Source organism: Arthrobacter liuii (genome assembly GCF_014639275.1).
Lineage (GTDB): Bacteria > Actinomycetota > Actinomycetes > Actinomycetales > Micrococcaceae > Arthrobacter > Arthrobacter liuii.
On the sequence record NZ_BMFW01000032.1, the window covers coordinates 24,079 to 41,190 of the forward strand.

17 protein-coding genes and 2 pseudogenes are annotated in these 17,112 nt (G+C 63.6%); 2 read left to right on the forward strand and 17 right to left on the reverse strand.

The features are described from left to right. Positions 1-574: 574 nt before the first annotated feature. The gene (locus tag IEW19_RS19760) at positions 575-721 is read left to right on the forward strand and encodes a lmo0937 family membrane protein (RefSeq protein WP_110543403.1); all 147 of its coding nucleotides are present in this window, start codon (positions 575-577) and stop codon (positions 719-721) included. Positions 722-1,076: 355 nt separating this feature from the next. On the opposite strand, the gene IEW19_RS19765 is transcribed toward IEW19_RS19760, so the two are convergent. Continuing rightward, entirely contained in the window at positions 1,077-1,286 is a 210-nt protein-coding gene (locus IEW19_RS19765) for an ABC transporter ATP-binding protein (protein ID WP_188573285.1), read from the reverse strand. A 108-nt stretch (positions 1,287-1,394) separates the two neighbouring features. Here IEW19_RS19765 and IEW19_RS19770 point away from each other — a divergent pair, with 108 nt between their 5' ends. Continuing rightward, positions 1,395-1,724, forward strand: a complete 330-nt coding sequence (locus tag IEW19_RS19770; protein WP_188573286.1) for a hypothetical protein — start codon at positions 1,395-1,397, stop codon at positions 1,722-1,724. Between the two features lie 116 nt (positions 1,725-1,840). On the opposite strand, the gene istB is transcribed toward IEW19_RS19770, so the two are convergent. The 16 genes and pseudogenes from istB to IEW19_RS19850 all read right to left on the reverse strand — a co-directional run. Next, positions 1,841-2,620, reverse strand: coding sequence for an IS21-like element helper ATPase IstB (gene istB, locus IEW19_RS19775; RefSeq protein WP_188573287.1), 780 nt, complete (start codon positions 2,618-2,620; stop codon positions 1,841-1,843). A 256-nt stretch (positions 2,621-2,876) separates the two neighbouring features. Beyond that, positions 2,877-3,269, reverse strand: coding sequence for a nuclear transport factor 2 family protein (locus IEW19_RS19780; RefSeq protein WP_188573288.1), 393 nt, complete (start codon positions 3,267-3,269; stop codon positions 2,877-2,879). Between the two features lie 131 nt (positions 3,270-3,400). After that, entirely contained in the window at positions 3,401-5,062 is a 1,662-nt protein-coding gene (locus IEW19_RS19785; RefSeq protein WP_188573289.1) for a sensor histidine kinase, read from the reverse strand. A gap of 136 nt (positions 5,063-5,198) precedes the next feature. Further along, the gene (locus IEW19_RS19790) at positions 5,199-5,573 is read right to left on the reverse strand and encodes a DUF7793 family protein (protein WP_188573290.1); all 375 of its coding nucleotides are present in this window, start codon (positions 5,571-5,573) and stop codon (positions 5,199-5,201) included. A gap of 1,075 nt (positions 5,574-6,648) precedes the next feature. Continuing rightward, positions 6,649-7,836 (reverse strand): EAL domain-containing protein, encoded by a 1,188-nt coding sequence (locus IEW19_RS19795; RefSeq protein WP_229748611.1) that lies wholly within the window; start codon positions 7,834-7,836, stop codon positions 6,649-6,651. 2 nt (positions 7,837-7,838) lie between these two features. Next, positions 7,839-8,015 (reverse strand): DUF1059 domain-containing protein, encoded by a 177-nt coding sequence (locus tag IEW19_RS19800; RefSeq protein WP_188573291.1) that lies wholly within the window; start codon positions 8,013-8,015, stop codon positions 7,839-7,841. Positions 8,016-8,593: 578 nt separating this feature from the next. Continuing rightward, positions 8,594-8,770 (reverse strand): CsbD family protein, encoded by a 177-nt coding sequence (locus IEW19_RS19805; protein ID WP_188573292.1) that lies wholly within the window; start codon positions 8,768-8,770, stop codon positions 8,594-8,596. A 445-nt stretch (positions 8,771-9,215) separates the two neighbouring features. Continuing rightward, positions 9,216-9,826 (reverse strand): annotated as a pseudogene (locus IEW19_RS19810) (recombinase family protein). A 98-nt stretch (positions 9,827-9,924) separates the two neighbouring features. Beyond that, positions 9,925-10,338 carry a hypothetical protein gene (locus tag IEW19_RS19815; protein ID WP_188573293.1) on the reverse strand — a complete coding sequence of 138 codons (414 nt, stop codon included), beginning with the start codon at positions 10,336-10,338 and terminating at the stop codon, positions 9,925-9,927. 274 nt (positions 10,339-10,612) lie between these two features. After that, positions 10,613-11,590 (reverse strand): alpha/beta hydrolase, encoded by a 978-nt coding sequence (locus IEW19_RS19820; protein ID WP_188573294.1) that lies wholly within the window; start codon positions 11,588-11,590, stop codon positions 10,613-10,615. 38 nt (positions 11,591-11,628) lie between these two features. Next, entirely contained in the window at positions 11,629-12,384 is a 756-nt protein-coding gene (gene nagB, locus IEW19_RS19825; protein WP_188573295.1) for a glucosamine-6-phosphate deaminase, read from the reverse strand. Continuing rightward, positions 12,381-13,442: an ROK family protein gene (locus IEW19_RS19830; protein WP_188573296.1), complete on the reverse strand. Its 1,062-nt coding sequence runs from the start codon at positions 13,440-13,442 to the stop codon at positions 12,381-12,383. Before IEW19_RS19830 ends, nagB begins: the two co-directional genes overlap by 4 nt. Beyond that, positions 13,439-14,887, reverse strand: a complete 1,449-nt coding sequence (locus IEW19_RS19835) for an APC family permease (protein WP_188573297.1) — start codon at positions 14,885-14,887, stop codon at positions 13,439-13,441. Before IEW19_RS19835 ends, IEW19_RS19830 begins: the two co-directional genes overlap by 4 nt. A 131-nt stretch (positions 14,888-15,018) precedes the next feature. After that, a complete protein-coding gene (locus tag IEW19_RS19840; protein ID WP_188573303.1) occupies positions 15,019-15,981 on the reverse strand; it encodes an ROK family protein in 963 nt (320 codons plus the stop codon). A 48-nt stretch (positions 15,982-16,029) separates the two neighbouring features. Beyond that, positions 16,030-16,221: pseudogene (locus IEW19_RS24320) on the reverse strand (helix-turn-helix domain-containing protein); the annotation flags it as partial. Between the two features lie 621 nt (positions 16,222-16,842). Beyond that, on the reverse strand, positions 16,843-17,112 hold a 270-nt coding region (locus IEW19_RS19850; RefSeq protein WP_188573304.1), incomplete at its 5' end, for a hypothetical protein.

A 17,112-nucleotide genomic window follows, 5' to 3' on the forward strand; every position in this document is an offset into this window, starting at 1 on the left:
CGGAAGATCACCAAAACCAGGCGCTCATTTCCTCCCGACGGGGCCGCGATCAAGCTGGTCCCGCTGGGGGTCCGGAACGCCAAGACTACCCGTGCGGCGAGCTGGGAACCGGCACCCAAGGCTGACACCAGGCACTGAAGGCTTTCGCCGTTCAATTCCCTAATCGACTTCTGATCTGACCATCCGGCAGAACGGATAACCGACCGTCCCTTACACAAAGAACGTGACACCCCGCTGCTGACGCTTTCGGCCGTGTGGCCCCCATGCGCAAACCTAAGGGAAATCATTTGGTACCGCGACTGGTCAAAACCAGATTCCGGAGAGTTACTGTGGAGTACGCGGGACACCTGAGCGCCACAACTGATGTGTGTCTCCTCTCGACAAGCACCAATTAACACCCGGAGGTGCCCTTATCGCCTCAATCAATCCCCATCTGACCAGCCTTTCGGGACAGTAAAGCTAGTGTTCACCGTGGTGGGCGCCCACCCAACGGCCTCCTGACATAGGCTGGGCTCACCAAACCAAGAGCGGGCGGCCTCAGTATTTCCATCCGCAAACGAACGAGGAGATACCTATGTTGCTTTGGATAGCCATCATCATCGCCGTTCTCTGGCTGCTTGGGCTGCTTGCCAATATCGGCGGCGGCCTCATTCACATCCTTCTGGTTGTGGCCGTGATCGTCCTGATCATTCACTTCGTCCGAGGCAGGTCCCGCGTCTAACCCCAGCCCCCTCAAAAGGAAAGCCCGTGTCAGTGACACGGGCTTTCCTTGTTGCCTTCACACCGGGCGGGCCAGGACCCCCGGCCGTCAATAGCCGAACTTTTAGCCGATGACATAGGTCCCGTCAAACTGAGCAGCTCACATCATCGAAGCCGGAAGTCAGGCTGCGGTGTACCTCACGTTGATGTTTCGTCAGAGCTGGACCGTATGAACCGCTGTTAAGTTGTCGAGTCCGCCGAGTGACGTTGCAGCAGCGGTGGGTGTGCTCCGTGGTGTTCACCTTGCGAGCATCTTGCTCAGGCCTGATCCTGGATGCCTTCGCGATCAGCGGTAGTGTTGAGACGCTCTCTGGATCTCACCTGCAACAATCGGGGCCGTCGGGCGCTACGGGTGCTCCTCCGGCACCGGCGGGGTGCAGGCGCCCGGAAAGCTGAAAGTTGGGCGTGTTCTGGATCAATGAGCGGGTGTAGGTGTGCTGGGGGTTGGCGAACACGTCTTCTACGTTTCCAAATTCGACTATCCGGCCGCGTTCGAGCACGGCCACTTGCCGGGCGATGTTGCGCACGAGAGCGATGTTGTGGGGTGATGAACAGCATGTCAGTCCCATCTCGGTCTGCAGGCTCCTCAGCAGGTCCACAAGGGACGACTGCACCGAGACACGTCCAGGGCCGAGGTGATCTCGTCGCAGATCAGCACGTCGGGCTCTGGCGAGGGCGCGGGCGATGGCAACCCGCGACGCCCGTTCCAGAGCCGTTGCCACGATTTCCTTGCCGTTGCGCATGTTGCCGCGGACGGCAGTGACCGGTTGCAGGATGAGTTCCTCGACAGTGCGCCGGGGGTTCAGGGATTCGTAAGGGTTTTAAAAGATGTACTGGACGCGCCGGCGCTGTTCCTTGCTTCGTTGAAGCTGCTGGCAGCCAGTGGTTCGCCGTCGAGGTTGAGTGAACCGCTGAAGTCATGGTGCAGCCCAGCGATGCAGCGGCTCAGTGTCAATGGCCATTAGTTTCTGCCCATAAGCGGCCAGCTATTATGCCCGTTGGTGGCCAGTAGAACTGCCCGGTGATGGCCAACAGATCTGCCCACTGAGGGTTTCGGCGGGGTTGCCATCGTCGGGTCGCGTTAGTTCAGTTGCGTCACTCCCTTCCCGGCCAGGGCTTGGGTCAGGCGGATGGAGTCGCCGCTTGTTTGGCAGACGTGGGCGTGATGCAGGAGCCGGTCAACGGTTGCCGTCGCGAGGGTTTTGGGCATGAGCTCGTCAAAGCCGGCGGGGTGGAGGTTCGAGGAGATCGCGACGGAGCGTTTTTCGGAGGCTGCGTCCACGACCCGGTAGAGTCCCTCGGCGGCGTCGGTGGCCACCGGCAGGAGTCCGATGTCATCAATCACGACCAGTTCGGCGCGGAGGATTCGGGCGACGGCTTTGGTGACGCTTTCGTCTGTGCGGTGGGCTCGAATCAAGGCGCCGAGGTCCTCGAGCCTGAACCAGGCCACGCGCATGCCGGCTTCGACGGCCTGCTGACCGAGGGCTTCGAGGAAGAAGGTTTTCCCGGTGCCGGAGGGCCCGCAGACGACCAGGTTCTCCCGCCGGGTGATCCATTCCAGCGTCCGGAGTGCTTGTTGGGTCGGTGCTGGGATGGACGAGGCCGCGGGGTCCCAGGCATCGAAGGTCTTGCCTGTTGGGAAGCCTGCTGCTTTCCGCCGGGTGGCGAGCATGGACCGGGGCCGGCCGGCGGCTTCCTCGGTGAACAGGGCCTTGATGACCTCGGTCGGTTCCCAGCGTTGGGCGCGTGCGGTCGCGATGAGTTCAGGGGCCAGTGCCCGGGCGTGAGGCATTTTCAGCTGCCGCATGAGCGCTTCCAGCTCGGCCCGCAGCGGCGGGGCGGCGGTGGTGACGGGGCTCATTGGTTCTGCTCTAGATGTTCCCCGCAGTCGTGACCCACCTGTCAGAGTACAGTGGGGCCCAGAGGAGCTGCCTGCAGCACTGATGGTTCCAGAGACACGAAAAAGGTGCGCTCCGTTTCGCTGAGCGCACCTATCTCGATTCCCCGTTCGCAGCCGTTTCTGATCGACTGCAACCCTACTAAGCATGCTGATAGTTGCGTTGGTAAGACTTCTGTGTGCGCGTTGCAGCGAAAGAGGTTACCGTCTCGCGACGCGGTCAGGACCAGAATTCGGACGCCACGGCGGTGTCTTCGGCCATCTCCAGGGCCTCGATTACTTTGTCATCGGAGATGGTGAACACTATGACCGTCCGCTGGTCCAAGGTTTTCCCGTCGCGGTCCGCACGGCCCGACTGGACTCCAATCGTGTATCTCCCGCCCGTGGCCACGTCTTCCAGGGTGAGCTTGAGCGAGCCATTCGACCGTGAATACAGCTCACCGAAATAAGCAAGGATCGCATCCCGGCCCTTTTTGTCCCCGGACAGTGCCCCGGTGCCGCCGGTATGCCAGACGGCATCCTCGGTGAACAGTTCCCTGAGGGTGTCCATGTCGCCGGCGCTGAACGCCTCATAGCCGCGCCGCACCAATGCTGTGTCCTCCTGTGCTCCCATGTCGACACCTCCGTCATGATTGTCGGGATCTTGCAGGACAGAGTAGGCCCGGGCAGGTGACCAGTCGAGGGGGAGCGGCCCCTATTTCTCCCCTTCTTCCCACTGCTCGTTAGGGGATTCCACGTGCGACGCTAGCCGGCCACCATGGATGCGGCATCCGCATCGCCTGCCGGGAGGGCCATCGCTGCGGTGGTGCCTTGTCCCGGTGTGCTGGAAAGAGTGATGCGGCCGCGGTGGTTTTCGATAATGGACCTGGTGATCGCCAGGCCCAGACCGGCGCCAGGAATTGTGGACGAGTGGGCGTTGGCGGCCCGGAAGAAGCGGGTGAAGGCCTGATCCAGTTCCTCGTCGTTCATGCCGACCCCGGTGTCGGTGACCTTGCACAGAAGCTCGTTCCCGGTCGCGGTCACCTCGATGGTGACAGTGCCGCCGCGTGGAGTGTATTTGATGGCGTTGGAGATGAGGTTGTCGATGGCCTGGCGGAGCCGTTCGGGGTCAAAGTAGCCCGTGGCGGTTCCATGGGCGAGCAGGTCCAGGGTGATGCCGTCGGCCTTCGCTTTAGGCTCTGCGGCCTCGATGCTGTGACGGACAACTTCGGCCAGGTCCGCGTGGCGGGGCTCTATGGTCAGGGCGCCGGCAGCGACGGTGAGAAGGTCTCCGACCAGGTGCAGGAGCCGTTCGGCGTTGCGTTTGGCGACGGTCAGGTAGAGCTCCACCTCGGGATCAACGTTCTCCTCGTCCAGGGCCAGGTCCAGGTAGCCCAGGATCGAGGTCAGCGGGGTCCGCAGTTCGTGGGAGACGCTGGAGACGAACTGGTCTTTGGCCGAGAGTGCTTCGACCAGGGCTGTGACGTCGGTGAACGCCATGACCGCTCCCCGGTGTTCGCCACGGGAGCCAAGGATCAGCCGGCATGTTGCGGAGTAGGCCCTTTGGCTGGTTCCGTTGTCTGCCCAGATCAGTTCGTCAGTGAACGACTCTCCTCGTGCCGCCCGGAACCCGGGCCGTCGTTCGGGAGGAAGCGGTTGCTGCCGGTCCGGGCCATAGACGAGGAAGCCCGGCGGCTCATCAGTTAGCTGCCTGCCGGTGACGGTCCCGCCGAAACGGCTGCTGAATTGGTGGTTGGCAAGCACCGCCTGCCCGTTGGCGTCGAGGGCGCAGACGCCGACACTCACAGTGTCCATGACGCTGCTGAGCAGCCGCTCACGGTCCTCGCTGGCGATCAGGAGGTCCCGGACCTTGCAGCCCTGGGCTTCCAGCTGTTGCCGTTGGAGCGAGAGGGCGCTGGCGATTCCGTGGGCGGTGAGCGCGATTGCTCCGAGGATGACGGGCAGGAGGACGATCCGGATGAAGTCCGGCCCGTCGAAGCCCGTGCCGAGAATGACCGGGGGCAGCACGGCGCTGAGTATGGTGGCTAGGATCGCGAGAATGACTCCGGTGCGGCGCCTGTCCGCCGCCAGCCACACGACGGGGAAGACCAGGAGGAAGCCCAGGACGGTGAGGTACTGGTCGGCGGCCGCGCGGGAGATCCCAACGGCTATGCAGTCAAGGACCGGGATGATGAGCACGGCCCGTTCCGGCAGGCAGCCCCACGGCACCAGGGAGCACGCGCCAAGCAGGAGAACATGGATTCCCAGACTGTACAAAAATGGGCCGCCCACATCGAGTTCCGGATGCAGGACCATCGTCAGGACCACAACCAGCAGCATCGTCGTGGACAGCGGAAGCTGAAACAGTACCGCCCGTCCTCTGGCGCCCAGCGTCCGGTAGTACGCATACAACGGCTCAAAAAGCATGGCCTCCCCTTGTCCTTGCCCTGATCGCCTCTCACGTCGAAACCTACCCCGCGCAGTGCGCAATCAACAGCAAGGCCGGTTCAGACACAAGGGGGTTCAGATCATGAGAGTCCCCGGTTGCGTGAGGTCTGGCCGGTCAGTTGCCGGCCAGCCAGGTAAGTGCCGTGGCTTCAGAGGTGAAGTATCGGGTGGGGCGCTGAGGCCGGTGAACGCCCGTGAAGAAGCTGGCGATCACCTGGTCGACGGCGGATTCACCCAACAGCGCCACCCGTGAGACCGCGTGTGGATTCGCGAAAACGTCCCTGGCCCGCGATGAGGTGTTCCCGGCGTTGCGCATATCGACCAGCAGCGGCCGGTCGTGGTCCGGGCTGATCTTGTTCAACATCGTGACGGCTGAGACGGCGTCCTCTTCCTGCACGTAAGTGCCAGGGGCCCAGATGAGGTGGAGGATCCCGTCCGGCCGGAGACTGAGCGCTGCCTTGCCGCCGGCCACCGAAAATACTTCATCCATGCGGATTCCCGGCAGTTCCGGGGGACAGGTAGCCCATGGCGTCCAACGTACCGCAGGCAAACCCGTTCGGCAGGGACGCGCCGGGACCTTGGATTGCCCCAGGCTCAACGGCCGCTTCTTCGGATTTAGCGGCTCCTGAGTCGGATTGTTCGGGCGTGGTGGATGGCGGTCAGGGCCACGGCGCTGGCCGTGAGCCTGAATGCGTGGACCGGTACCACCGGGTCAGCAGGGGTCTGCGCTCGTCCTCGCTGAGGGGATGGGGGCTGAAGAACAGCTTCGGGTTCAGAAACCGGAGCACGTAGGCGGTAGCAGCGGCGCCCGCGACCGAACTGGCGGCGGCCACTACCAGGGAGGCCCTGGTCGTGGGTCGTTTCCAGCCGGTGATGAACGCCCCGATGGCGGACCACCAAAAAGCGGTTCTGCCGCCGGCCAAGAGCTGCTGGTCAGACACATCCGGCAAGGGGTCTCAGTGCCCGCACGTGGGCTCAAAATATCCACTTCCCGCCCCGGCACCGGATCCCTACAATCATGGAGTGACGCGTTGTGGGGCCGCCCGCTGGCTGCCCGTACAAGGAAGTGATTCTGGCCTTCCGACGGTATTGAAAACTGTCGAACGAAGAAGACGATGAAAGCAATCGAAAAATCAAGACCAGCCGCAGGGCCGCCGTCGTGGTGGCCGCATCCGCCGCAATGGTTGGCGGGGGACTCGGAGTCGCGGCTCCGGCATCCGCCTAAGGGAACACTGCCGCATACCAAATAGAGCTATCCGCCAATATCAGCGGCCAAACGGCGGCGGTGTATGGCTTTGGATTGCGCTGGACCAAAACGGCGCGGGCGGTTACTAGGGATCAGACTGCGGCCACGCAGGACAAGGGGCTACCCCCGACTCCGGTGACGTGACTTGGACAGACACCGGAGGGAACCTGTCCATCACAGGAGTCGCCCTCAACGGGTTGGGAGGCTTCCCGACCACCATCACGGTTCCCGATACCTACGGCCATAACACCGGAACCATCGGCAGGCCGGTTTTAGAGCGGTTACCTTGCCACGCCATCATGTTTGGGGTGGCCGATTCTTAGGGAGGACCCGGATGTGGGTGCCGGTGCGGTGACGGCTCCGTCCCGGTCAGCGCGGTGATCATGCGTTCCATCCGGGCCACGCCGGCGAAGCGGCCGGCGCTGTCGGTGATGATCAAAGGGCCGAAACGCGCTGCCGGCGCCCGAGTCATGGATCGTGCCAGCGCTTCTTCCAGCGGGGTGTTCAGGTTTACCCGGAGGCCGGGGATGGCAGGGCCATCAAGTGTGCTGCTGCCGGGCTGCAGGATGACGACCGGGCGCTGATTGCTGCCGAGCAAGACCACGAATCCCAGAGACGGGTCGGCCGCGAATCCGTCGGTGGCTTCCGCCGGATCCGTAACAGTCAGTGCCGGTTCGGCGACGTCCCGGACGGTCAGCGCCCGCGTCGGCGGCATCTGTGCCCTGCTCTTCTCGCTGAGGCGGTCAGCGATCCCCGGCGCCAAGGGCGCCCACGCCGGGGCTGGCCGGCCCAGGTGATAGCCCTGGGCGAGCGGAACACCGAGGGAGACGAGAGCTTCAAGCTCTTCACCGCGCTCGACCCCTTCGGCCAGCACCCACGCATCGATCCGGTCCGCGAAGCTCCCCAGCATCCCGATCAGAGCCCGGCGCGCTTCATCACGGTCAACATCCCGGACCAGCGCCTGGTCGATCTTGATCATGGATGGTCGCAGGAGCAGCAGGTGCCGCAACCCGGCGTATCCGGCCCCGGCGTCATCAACAGCGATGAACGCCCCGGCAGCACGTAACAGGTCCAGCTCCGGCCCGAGCTCCTCATAGGAGTCGATCGGGGCCTGCTCGGTCAGTTCGATGACCAGGCCGCCCAAGTCCTTTTCACCGTCCCACACTTCCTGGATGGGCTCCGAGGAGAGCAGGTCCGGGGAGACATTCAGGCTCAGGAAACAATTGCGCGGCAGCCCCGGCCGGGCATCTAACGCCGTGCGGAGGGCGGCGGATTCCAGGTCCGCGGACCGGCCCAGAGCACGCGCCTTCTTGAACCAGACCTCCGGGCTGCCCTCTGAGAAGCCCGGAAACCGTGTGAGAGCTTCGTAGCCTGCGACCGTACCGTGGCGGGTGTCCGCGATCGGCTGATAGACGGTGGACAGCCCTTCGCCCCGGCATGCTGCATCCAGCAGCTCCTCCCATCCGGAGGTATCGTCCCCGGATGGCGGCTCCCCGGCCTGAACCAATCTCAGGCCGCCGGAACGATGGCCTCGCGGATGGACCTGACGAGTTCCTGGGGCATCTGCCCCACCCCGTGCGCTGCAGCCGCATGAGCGGCCACCTGTACGAGAATCTCATCCTCGGTGCTGCACAACCAGGCAGCCTCGCAGCCCGGAACCACATCACCACAAGCAAACGACTTCATCTCAGCCACCTCTCTCCAACCACGAGTGGCCATCACCGTAACCCACGCGACCCACCCAACGGTAGACCTCGTGGGGCAATATGAGCCTGTAGAGCAGCCGCACCCGGACCCTCACAAAATATAGGCTCGGACCAGTTGGAACGTCTTTTCAGACCAGTTACGTTGTTTGGCCGCCCGCTCCGGAAAGGGGGACGGATCCGGCCGCGGTGACGGTCGATGACCGGAACTGTGTGCCTGCCTCGGAGGACGCCGGTCACACCACTCCACAGGACGTGACCACATGGTGCCGCCCTCCGCCTACCCTAGGGGTATAGCTATGGACGCAAAACTGCATGAGCCCGGCCCCTTTTTGAGTATTCGACACGCAGGTTTCGCTACGTCCTCTGAAAGTAAAGGTGCGCGTGGGCGGCGCACCTTTCGTTGAGGGGAGCACCGCAGTTTGGGCAGGAAGTGGTGCCGCTCTCGCACTGGTCGGGGTTTCATAAAAGGGCCGCATCTCCCTACCGGTCGACGCCCGACAGGGTATGAGGGAACGAAAAAGGGCGCGCCCAACGGAGCGCACCCTTCCGTAGTGTAGGTCAATGCTTCTTGAAGGCGTCCTTGACTTTCTCGCCGGCCTGCTTGAGATCGGCCTTAACCTGATGCCCTTTACCCTCGGCCTTCAGCCGGTCGTTGCCGCTGGCGTTGCCCGCGGCTTCCTTGCCCTTGCCCTGAAGTTTTTCAGCGGCGTTGTGGACTTTATCTCCCAGTCCCATGGCCTTGCCTCCTGCGTTGTCACAACCGTTCCCTACGGCTGTACCTCCAGTAAGCACCCCCCAGATGCGGTTTTCAAGGCCCTCGCCGGCCCGGCCACCCGCTGGTGCCGTAGACCGCAGCTGCAAAAGCCGGTATACCTTAGTTGGATTTCCTGAGGGCTGGTGACACCGGCCCTCAGCGTTAGCCTGCCGTCCTCTCGTTCTGAGAGGTGGCGGTGGCAAGCTTCGATCGGACCAGCACGAGCGGGGGTCTTGCGGTTGGGGTAGGGCCGGAATGCGACTTGGTCGATGACGTGATCCAGTTAATGGGCGCAACGAACGATGGTCAGGCAACAGCCCTTTTACAGGCTTTCCCCTTCCCGGTTTCGACAGCCGATAGTTGATATTCCGGCAAGCTACGGCCGCGCCAACTGTTGCATTTCGAAGGCGGGGGCAGGGGAGTGGCTCACTCCAGCTTGGCCTGGCGCAGGTACTGGTAGACGGTCTCCCTGCTGATCCCGTAGTCACGGGCAAGGACGGCTTTCGGAGCCCCCTTGCCGGCGCGCTCTACCAGTTCCGCCGCTCGTTCTGGCGTAAGGGTCTTTTTCCATCCCTTGTAGGCGCCGCGCTGTTGGCCAAGGCGATGCCTTCTCGTTGGCGTTCCTTGATCAGGAAATGCTCGAATTCTGCGAAGGCCCCCATGACGGAAAGCATCAAGTTGGCCATGGGTGAGTCCTCTCCAGTGAAGACCAGGCTCTCTTTGATGAACTCGATCCGAACGCCTCTGCGGGTGAGGCCCTGAACTAGCGCGCGTAGGTCATCAAGGTTGCGGGCGAGCCGGTCCATGCTGTGCACGACCAAGGTGTCGCCGTCGCGGGCGAATCGCAGCAGCTCGGTAAGCTGCGGTCTCGCGGTGTCCCTGCCGGAGGCCTTGTCCGTGAAGACCCTGTCCAACACCTGGCCCTCGAGCTGGCGCCGTTCATTTTGGTCGACAGTGCTGACGCGGACGTACCCGATTCGTTGGCCCGCCGTGGCTGCCTCCAACCCTCGTAGTGTCAGATTGAGTCCTAAGATCATCCGCGCAGTATGTCAAGAGTGCCAGCCATTGAAGATTGGGCGCGGCCGACGTCACCAGGTACTCCTGCAGGCTTTCTCAGTCTCGCGCGGCCGCCAGGTCATCGAACACCAGGTGGTCGCCGTGGGCCGGCTGAAAGCCGAAACTCTCCCAGTACCGGCGCAATCCGGCGTTCGCAGCTTGATGGCCGGAGAGCACGTTCCTCCGGGCTGCCGGTAGTGCGTGCCGGGGAGGCGTCAAGGATAACCGTGACCGATGACCTCCCGATCGTGCTGAGAATCGCTTTCAGGACTGCGTGGCCAAGCTTGTTTCCCCGGAACTGTTGCGCGACTTTCAGCCACGACAGGATCATCAGGTCCCCGCCAAGGCTCATGTCATTGATCAGGTCGGGTCGTATGATCGTCAGCATCTCGCCGACGTTTGCTACCTCTTGGTTCACCGCATCCAGCATCAGGAACAAGTCGATGATCCCCTCGTCCGGCACGACATACAGCTCCGCCTCAGCGACTGACACCTCCTTGCCGTCGCCGCCCTCATCCTCGTCATCCCATACGCGGCCCCTGACCTTGACGGTCCAAAACAGGGAGTAGTCGTCTGCGCCATGGCGGGCGCCAGGAACTCCGCGGGACTGGCAGCGGTAGTCGTAGGTCAGATACTCCTGAACAAGGTCCGACGTGGAGCTCCTTATGGTGCAGGCGGTCGGCCCGTCGGGCCTGATTGTCCTCAGCCTAGCCGCACGAATTTCGTCTGCCTTTACGAAGGGTAGGGAAGGAGATCTGGCTTGCAGGTCAGTTGAGAGTGCGGCGGAGCCAATCGGCTCGTGTTGCGCGGCTCATTAACCCAACGGGCGTGGTTGCACCAACGAGATCGAAGCCGTGGTACCCGCCTCGCCAGACGTGGAGTTCGGCCTGGACGCCTGCCGCCCAAAGCTTTGATGCAAAGGTGACGCATTCGTCGCGGAAGAGTTCAGCGGACCCCACGTCGATGAACGTCGACGGAAGTCCCGATAGGTCCATGGCACGCGCTGGAGCTGAGTAGGCGCTTATTTCCCGGTTAGTATGCTCTTTCCCGAGGACTGCTTCCCAGGCCCACTGGTTGTTCTCCCTCGGCCACATCGCGCCGGCGTTGCCGTGGTATTGGTGCGAAGAAACGGTTTTGTTCCTGTCATCGAGCATCGGGCAGATCAGCAGTTGCGCGAACACATTCACCTCGCCGGCATCCCGGGCCATGAGAACGACCCCGGCTGCTATCCCGCCTCCGCCGGAGGCGCCGGCGACTATGATTCTGTTTGTGTCAGCGCCCCAGCGTTGAGCTTGCGAAGCAGCCCAGAGAAGCCCCGCATAGCAGTCTTCGACTCCCGCCGGCGCCGGGTGCTCGGGCGCAAGACGGTACTCCGGCGTGACCAAAACCAATCCGTGCTCTGCGACCCAGTCGAGCTCCTCAAATAAGGTGAGGGTGGTGAAACGATCACCCATCACCATGCCGCCACCATGGATGGTGTAGTAGATCGCCGCGCCAGTCAGTGGACCAGGTGGGCGGATGAGGGAGATTTCGAGGTCCCCGCGCGGGCCGCTGATTGTGTGCTCTTCATAGGTAAGACCGAGGGTGATGCAGGCCCCCCGAACCGCTTCCCGGTTCGGGGGGTTAGCGTCGCGCATCGCCTGCAGGGTATCCGCACTGAGCAGGGGTGAGGACGGCCGTGCATCAAGGACCGCCGCAACGTCGGGGTCAAACCCAGGGCGCCCAGAGGACGTGACGTCGGACATTTTGACCTCCGTTCGCGGTTGGGCAGGTGGCATGCAGTTCATGGCTCAAGCGCGCCGGTGCTTCGGGTCGACCGCGGGTCCAATTGGGTCGTGGCTTGTCGGTCGGCGATCACGGTGACGTTGGGGTGCTGCTGGATGAGGGAGGCGGGGAAGGCTTCGGTGACGGGACCCTCGAGTGCTTGGGCGAGTGCTGCTGCCTTGCCGGCTCCAGAGGCGATGAGCATAAGGTGGCGGGCTTCGAGGATTGTGGCCAGTCCTTGGGTGAGGGCGTGTGTCGGGACCTGGTCGAGGGAGTCGAAGAACCGGGCGTTGGCGTTGCGTGTGTCCTGGGAGAGGCGGACAGGGCGGGTGCGGGAGGCGAAGGAGGAACCGGGTTCGTTGAAGGCAAGGTGTCCGTTTCGCCCGAGTCCGAGAATCTGAAGATCCACTCCGCCTGCCGCGGTGATTTTGTCCTCGAAGGCGGCACATTCGGCGTCGAGGTCGGCGGCGTCTCCTCGGGGGACGTTGACTTTGGAGTGGTCGATGCCGAGCGGACGGATGATGCGTTCGGAGATGAAGTGCCGGTAGCTTTGCGGGTGCTCAGCCGGGAGGCCTTCGTACTCGTCGAGGGCGAAGCAGGTGACCTGGCTGAATGCGGTGTCCCGGTGCCGCGTGAGCTGCTCATACACCGGGAGCGGAGAACCTCCGGTTGCCAGGCCGAGCACTGTGCCGGGTTCGCGCCGGACTTGGCCGGCGATGATCGCCGCTGCCGTCTCGCCCAGTTGTGTCTGGTTGTCGGTGATGATGAGTTTCATGAGGCTCCTTCGGTGATCAGGATGCCGGCGGTCTCGGGGGGCTTGGGCAACTGGTCGTGTTGCGTGGACGGCTTGGCCGCTAAGGGAACCGACAGTGCCGGTACCCCGAAACCGAGTGTGCGGTAGGCCAGAAGGAGGGCCCCGAGCATGGACAGGTCGTTCGCTGCGGCCGAGACCTGCACTTCGGGTGGGTAGGGCGAGTACTCGGCCAGGGCTGCCCTCAGCGGTGGGAGGAACACGGTTGCGGCATCCTGAGTGGCCACTCCTCCGCCGATCGAGATCCTCTCCGGGTCCAGGGTGATGGCCAGGTTCGTCACGGCGTGGACGAACTCCTCGATAAAGCTCTCAGCCACCCGTTTCAGGTCCTGTCCGCCACTCTCACGTCCGTCAGTGCCGGCGCGAGCGAGGAGTTCGGAGGCTTCGAGGTGACCTGCTCCGAGCTCGGCTACACGGTCGGTCAGGGCGCGCCCGGAAATGAGATCTTCGAGCGGGGCGGCGCCGCTGCGGTGGCCGGGCGGGCGGCCCGGCGCTGCGGGCAGGAGGTAGCCGATTTCCAAGGCTGCGCCGTGTGCTCCCGTCAGGGGCAGGCCGTTGATCACGGCACCTGCCGAGAGCCCGGTGCCAATGTTGACGTACAGCCCGCAGGAGGTCCCTTGGAGCTCTCCCCATTGGTGGTCGGCCATGGCCGCAGCTTTGACGTCGTTGGCCCAAGCGACCTCCGGCACCCCGAGCAGGGCCGCCAGGGTGCTGGCGGGAACGGAGGACTCCATCCCGGGGTTGTTCGGCACCAGCCCGATGCCCTCCTCGGTGACGACCCCGGGGGTGACCAGCCCAACAGACTCAATGCTGACGGGACCTCCGGTTCTTCGGGCCGCGGACGCGGTCACCGACCGGTAACACTCCTGCACCTCGGCCAGGACATCCCTGGCGGCACGGCCTGAGCGGGATCCGTGTGCTGCTGTCGCGAGGATGTTTCCGGCGAGGTCCGCGGCGCAGACTTTGACTTTCGTGCCGCCGATGTCGATGCCGACAACAAGTGGGGTAGAGGTAACGGTCATGCGGGGATCTCGTCGAGGCTGATTTCCTGGTCAACTTCGTTGGGTTCGACCGGAAGGGGCCCAAAGGGCCAACTCTTCTCCCGTTTGGCCCATACGAGGAAGCAGACCACCCCGGCCGCGACCCAGGCCAGGGAAAGCTCGATGGGGTGCAACCCCGGCGCGTTTGCATCCGAGTAGAAGTAGACGGCCAGCCAGCCCGCGGCAGCAATGATCAGCGGCGCGGGGTAGAGCCACATCCGATAGGGCCGCATCATGTCAGACCGGCGGCGCAGAAGCACGACCGCGGCGACCTGGCCGAGGGCCTGGACGATGACCATAACGGCGGTGAGCAGCTGGATCAGCGTGGAAATATCGGTGAACCGGCCGATGAGGAATCCGACCATGGTCCCCACACCCATGGTGATCAGACCGGCAACCGGGAACTCCTTGGTCGGGTGCAGCTTGGCGTAAACCTTGAAGAAAACCCCGTCCCGGGCCGCATCATAAGGCACGCGGGAACCGGCGAGCAGGCCAACAAGCAGGGAAGCAAACGCTGTGATGAGGATGAACACGGTCACGGCGGTGGAGACGCCCGTGCCCCATGTGCGCTCCAACAGGAGCGAAACGACCGAGGTGTAGGCCTGGGAGCTGGTGTCCATCATCTCCTGCCACTTCACCACACCGAGCACGCCGATCTGGGTGAAGAGGTAAATGACCATGATCCCCACGACCGAGAAGACCACCGAGCGTGGGATGGTCCGGCCCGGATTCTTCATCTCCGCCCCCATATAGGCGGCAGTGTTGTAGCCCATGTAGTCGTAGATGCCGATGGTGAGCCCGGCGACGAAAGCGACCCAGAACCCGCCCGAGCTGATATCGAAGGCTCCGGCCGGGAAGTCCACGACCTGTGCCGCATTGAAGTGCGTGAAGCAGGCGACAATCACAGTCAGAACGGTCGCGACCATGACGACCCACAGCACCACCGTCAGACGGCCAAGGGACTCGATACGCCGCCACAGCACCGCCGTGATCAGCGCGATCAGAACCAGCCCGACGACGGTACCGGTCGTGTTATCCATGTCCGGGAGGAGATACCCAAGATACTGGACGAACCCGATCACGCCGGTGGCCATGATCAGTGGGATGAACAGCACCGCCGACCACACGAACAAGAACGGCATGAGCCGTCCCGTTCGGCGCTTGAACGCCTCACGGAGATAGACATAGGTGCCTCCCGAACCAGGCATGGAGGCCCCGAGCTCAGCCCAAATCATCCCATCGGCCAGGGCAAGAACCGCGCCTGCTATCCAGCCAAGAACTGCCTGCGGTCCACCAAAGGCCACGATCATCGCCGGGATCGTAATGAAGGGGCCGATGCCGACCATCTGGGACATATTCATCGTGGTGGCCTGAAAAGACCCGATACGCCGTCGAAGCTGGGGCGAGCGGTCAGGGAATGACGCCATTGTTGATTCCTTGCTGAAAGGCGGAAACCGCAGCTCACGGGAACGGGAGCGTGCGGGGAACCATCTGATTGTAAAAGACTTTTTCAATCAAGGTCAAGAGCGGAAGTTCTCATGTATTGCCCTCGGTCAGATCAGAGCGAGGATGAAAGTTTTTCCCACGCGAGTTGGAGGGCCTTTTCCGCCCCGCCTTCCAGGATTGCATTCTCCCCCGCTTGGCTCACCTCGATCGGCGGCGCGGGAAACGGAAGCAGGGACCCCAGCTGGGCTCTGACCGCTTCCGCGAAGCGGGCGCCACCGGATAGTCCCACACTTCCGGCCAGGACGACCAGGGGCGGGTCGACGGTGACGGCGAATGCACTCAAGGCAAAAGCGGCCAGCATGCTCTCACGCTCCACCACCGCGTGTGCCGCGGAGTCGCCGTCCCAGGCTGCGTCCATCAGCGCGGCAACAGTCCCATAGGTTGCCCCTGCCTGGGCTGCCCGTTCCAGCATCGAATCGGCCGAGGCGGCCTCCTCAAGCGCTCCCCTTCTCGAAGGTTCGGAAGTAGACGGTGCCTTTGATGAAGGCACGGTGACTGGCAGGAACGCGATTTCGCCTGCCAGGCCGTGGGTGCCGGAGAGCGGATGCCCCTCCCGCACGACAGCGGCGCCCACTCCGCGGCCGATGGACAGGAGCACGAAGTCGTTCTCGGACCGTTCTCTGCGGAGCCGGGCCTCGCCCAGGGCTGCAAGGTACACGTCCTTCATGACCAGCAGATCCTGCCCGAATCGGGCCTGCAGCTCCTCCAGCGTCGCGGCGTCGCCCCAGCCGGGAAGGTTCGAGGCGTGCTCGAGGACACCGGTTTCCGGGTGCACGACACCAGGGCTTCCGACCACCGTAAAAACGAGATCCGAACGGTCAACGGCCGCTTCGCCCAGAATGCGCTCGAGCCCGGCATCGAGTGCGGCCAGGACACCAGCAGCCGAGACCGAAGCGATCCGTTCCCGCGATATTTCCTGTACCTCACCGTCCAGGCGGGTCAGGGCGAGGCGGACCCATTGGGTCCCCACATCGACGCTGAGCACAGATCCCGCGGACTTTGCAATTCCCCACACCACAGGCGCCTGGCCGGACTGGCCAGAGCGGACCCCTCGCTCCTCGACAAGCCCTGCATTCTGGAGTGAACGCAACGCCGACGCGACCGTAGGCTTCGATAGGCCGGTATTCCGGGCCACCTCCGGAGCCGTGGCCGAACTGGTCGAGATCAACCCATCCAGGACTACCCGCTCGTTCCTGCGCCGCAGATCCCCTGCCCGTACACCCTGCAACACCGAACTCAAACCCACATCCCTCATCAAGAACCCCCGACGCAAATCTGCCTGCCAGACACTCAGGCTATGCGCAGACCCGCCCCTGCGTAGAAAAACGTGGCGGCAACAAGCCCATAGGTCCGCGTCCGCACGGGCAAGCCGCAAGCACAAGCTCGCTACGTCAAGTGTCCGTGATCCAGTCGCCCACGGGGGTAAGTGCGGGTAGATCCGTAGCGTACCTTTTCTATGATGGCGTAACGGAATAGCGCAAGTTCCCGGCCAGCTCGCCCGCCCGTGTGGCGCTCACTTCGTCGACTTTAAGGGCATGGTCGATACCAGGATCACCCCGCATGCCACCGTCACAGGCCCACGAGGGGCGCCTCGTGATCGAAGGCTTTGGCCGCGAGCCGAACGGGATCGTTCCTATCGGCGCCAGAGCTTACGACGTCTAACCCACCCTGGGACGGGCAGCAACCAAGTTCTCCCGGGCAGGGGGCCGTAAGGACACCTGGTTCCTCACGCGGGTGATGCCGTAGGGTGCCGCCGTGCAGTGCCCTTTTAGGACACCCGAGCCCAAGCGTCCGGTGCCTGAAGGAAGCCCGGAGGCCCCGGCTCCCGAAACGAGGAGACCGGGGCCCGTGCTTTTACGGGGTGCGTGTTGGGTGGTTAGCCGTCGGTGTCGGTTGCCGAGGCCTTCGCCGGTGTCTGGGCGGTTCCGGCGTCGTCTTCGTCGGGGGTGAGGATCTTGTCTTCACCCGGGTAAGGCTGGGTGAAGTTGTGCGCGGCATACCAGTCGGCGTGGTTCAGCTGGGCGGGGTTGGCGCGGTCCGGGCCTTTCCAGTCCTGCTTCTTGGACCAGTCAGCCCAGGCCTGGGCGGCAGGCTGCGCAGCGGCCGGGGCAGCTGCTGCCGGGGATCCATTCAGGGTGTCCAGCGG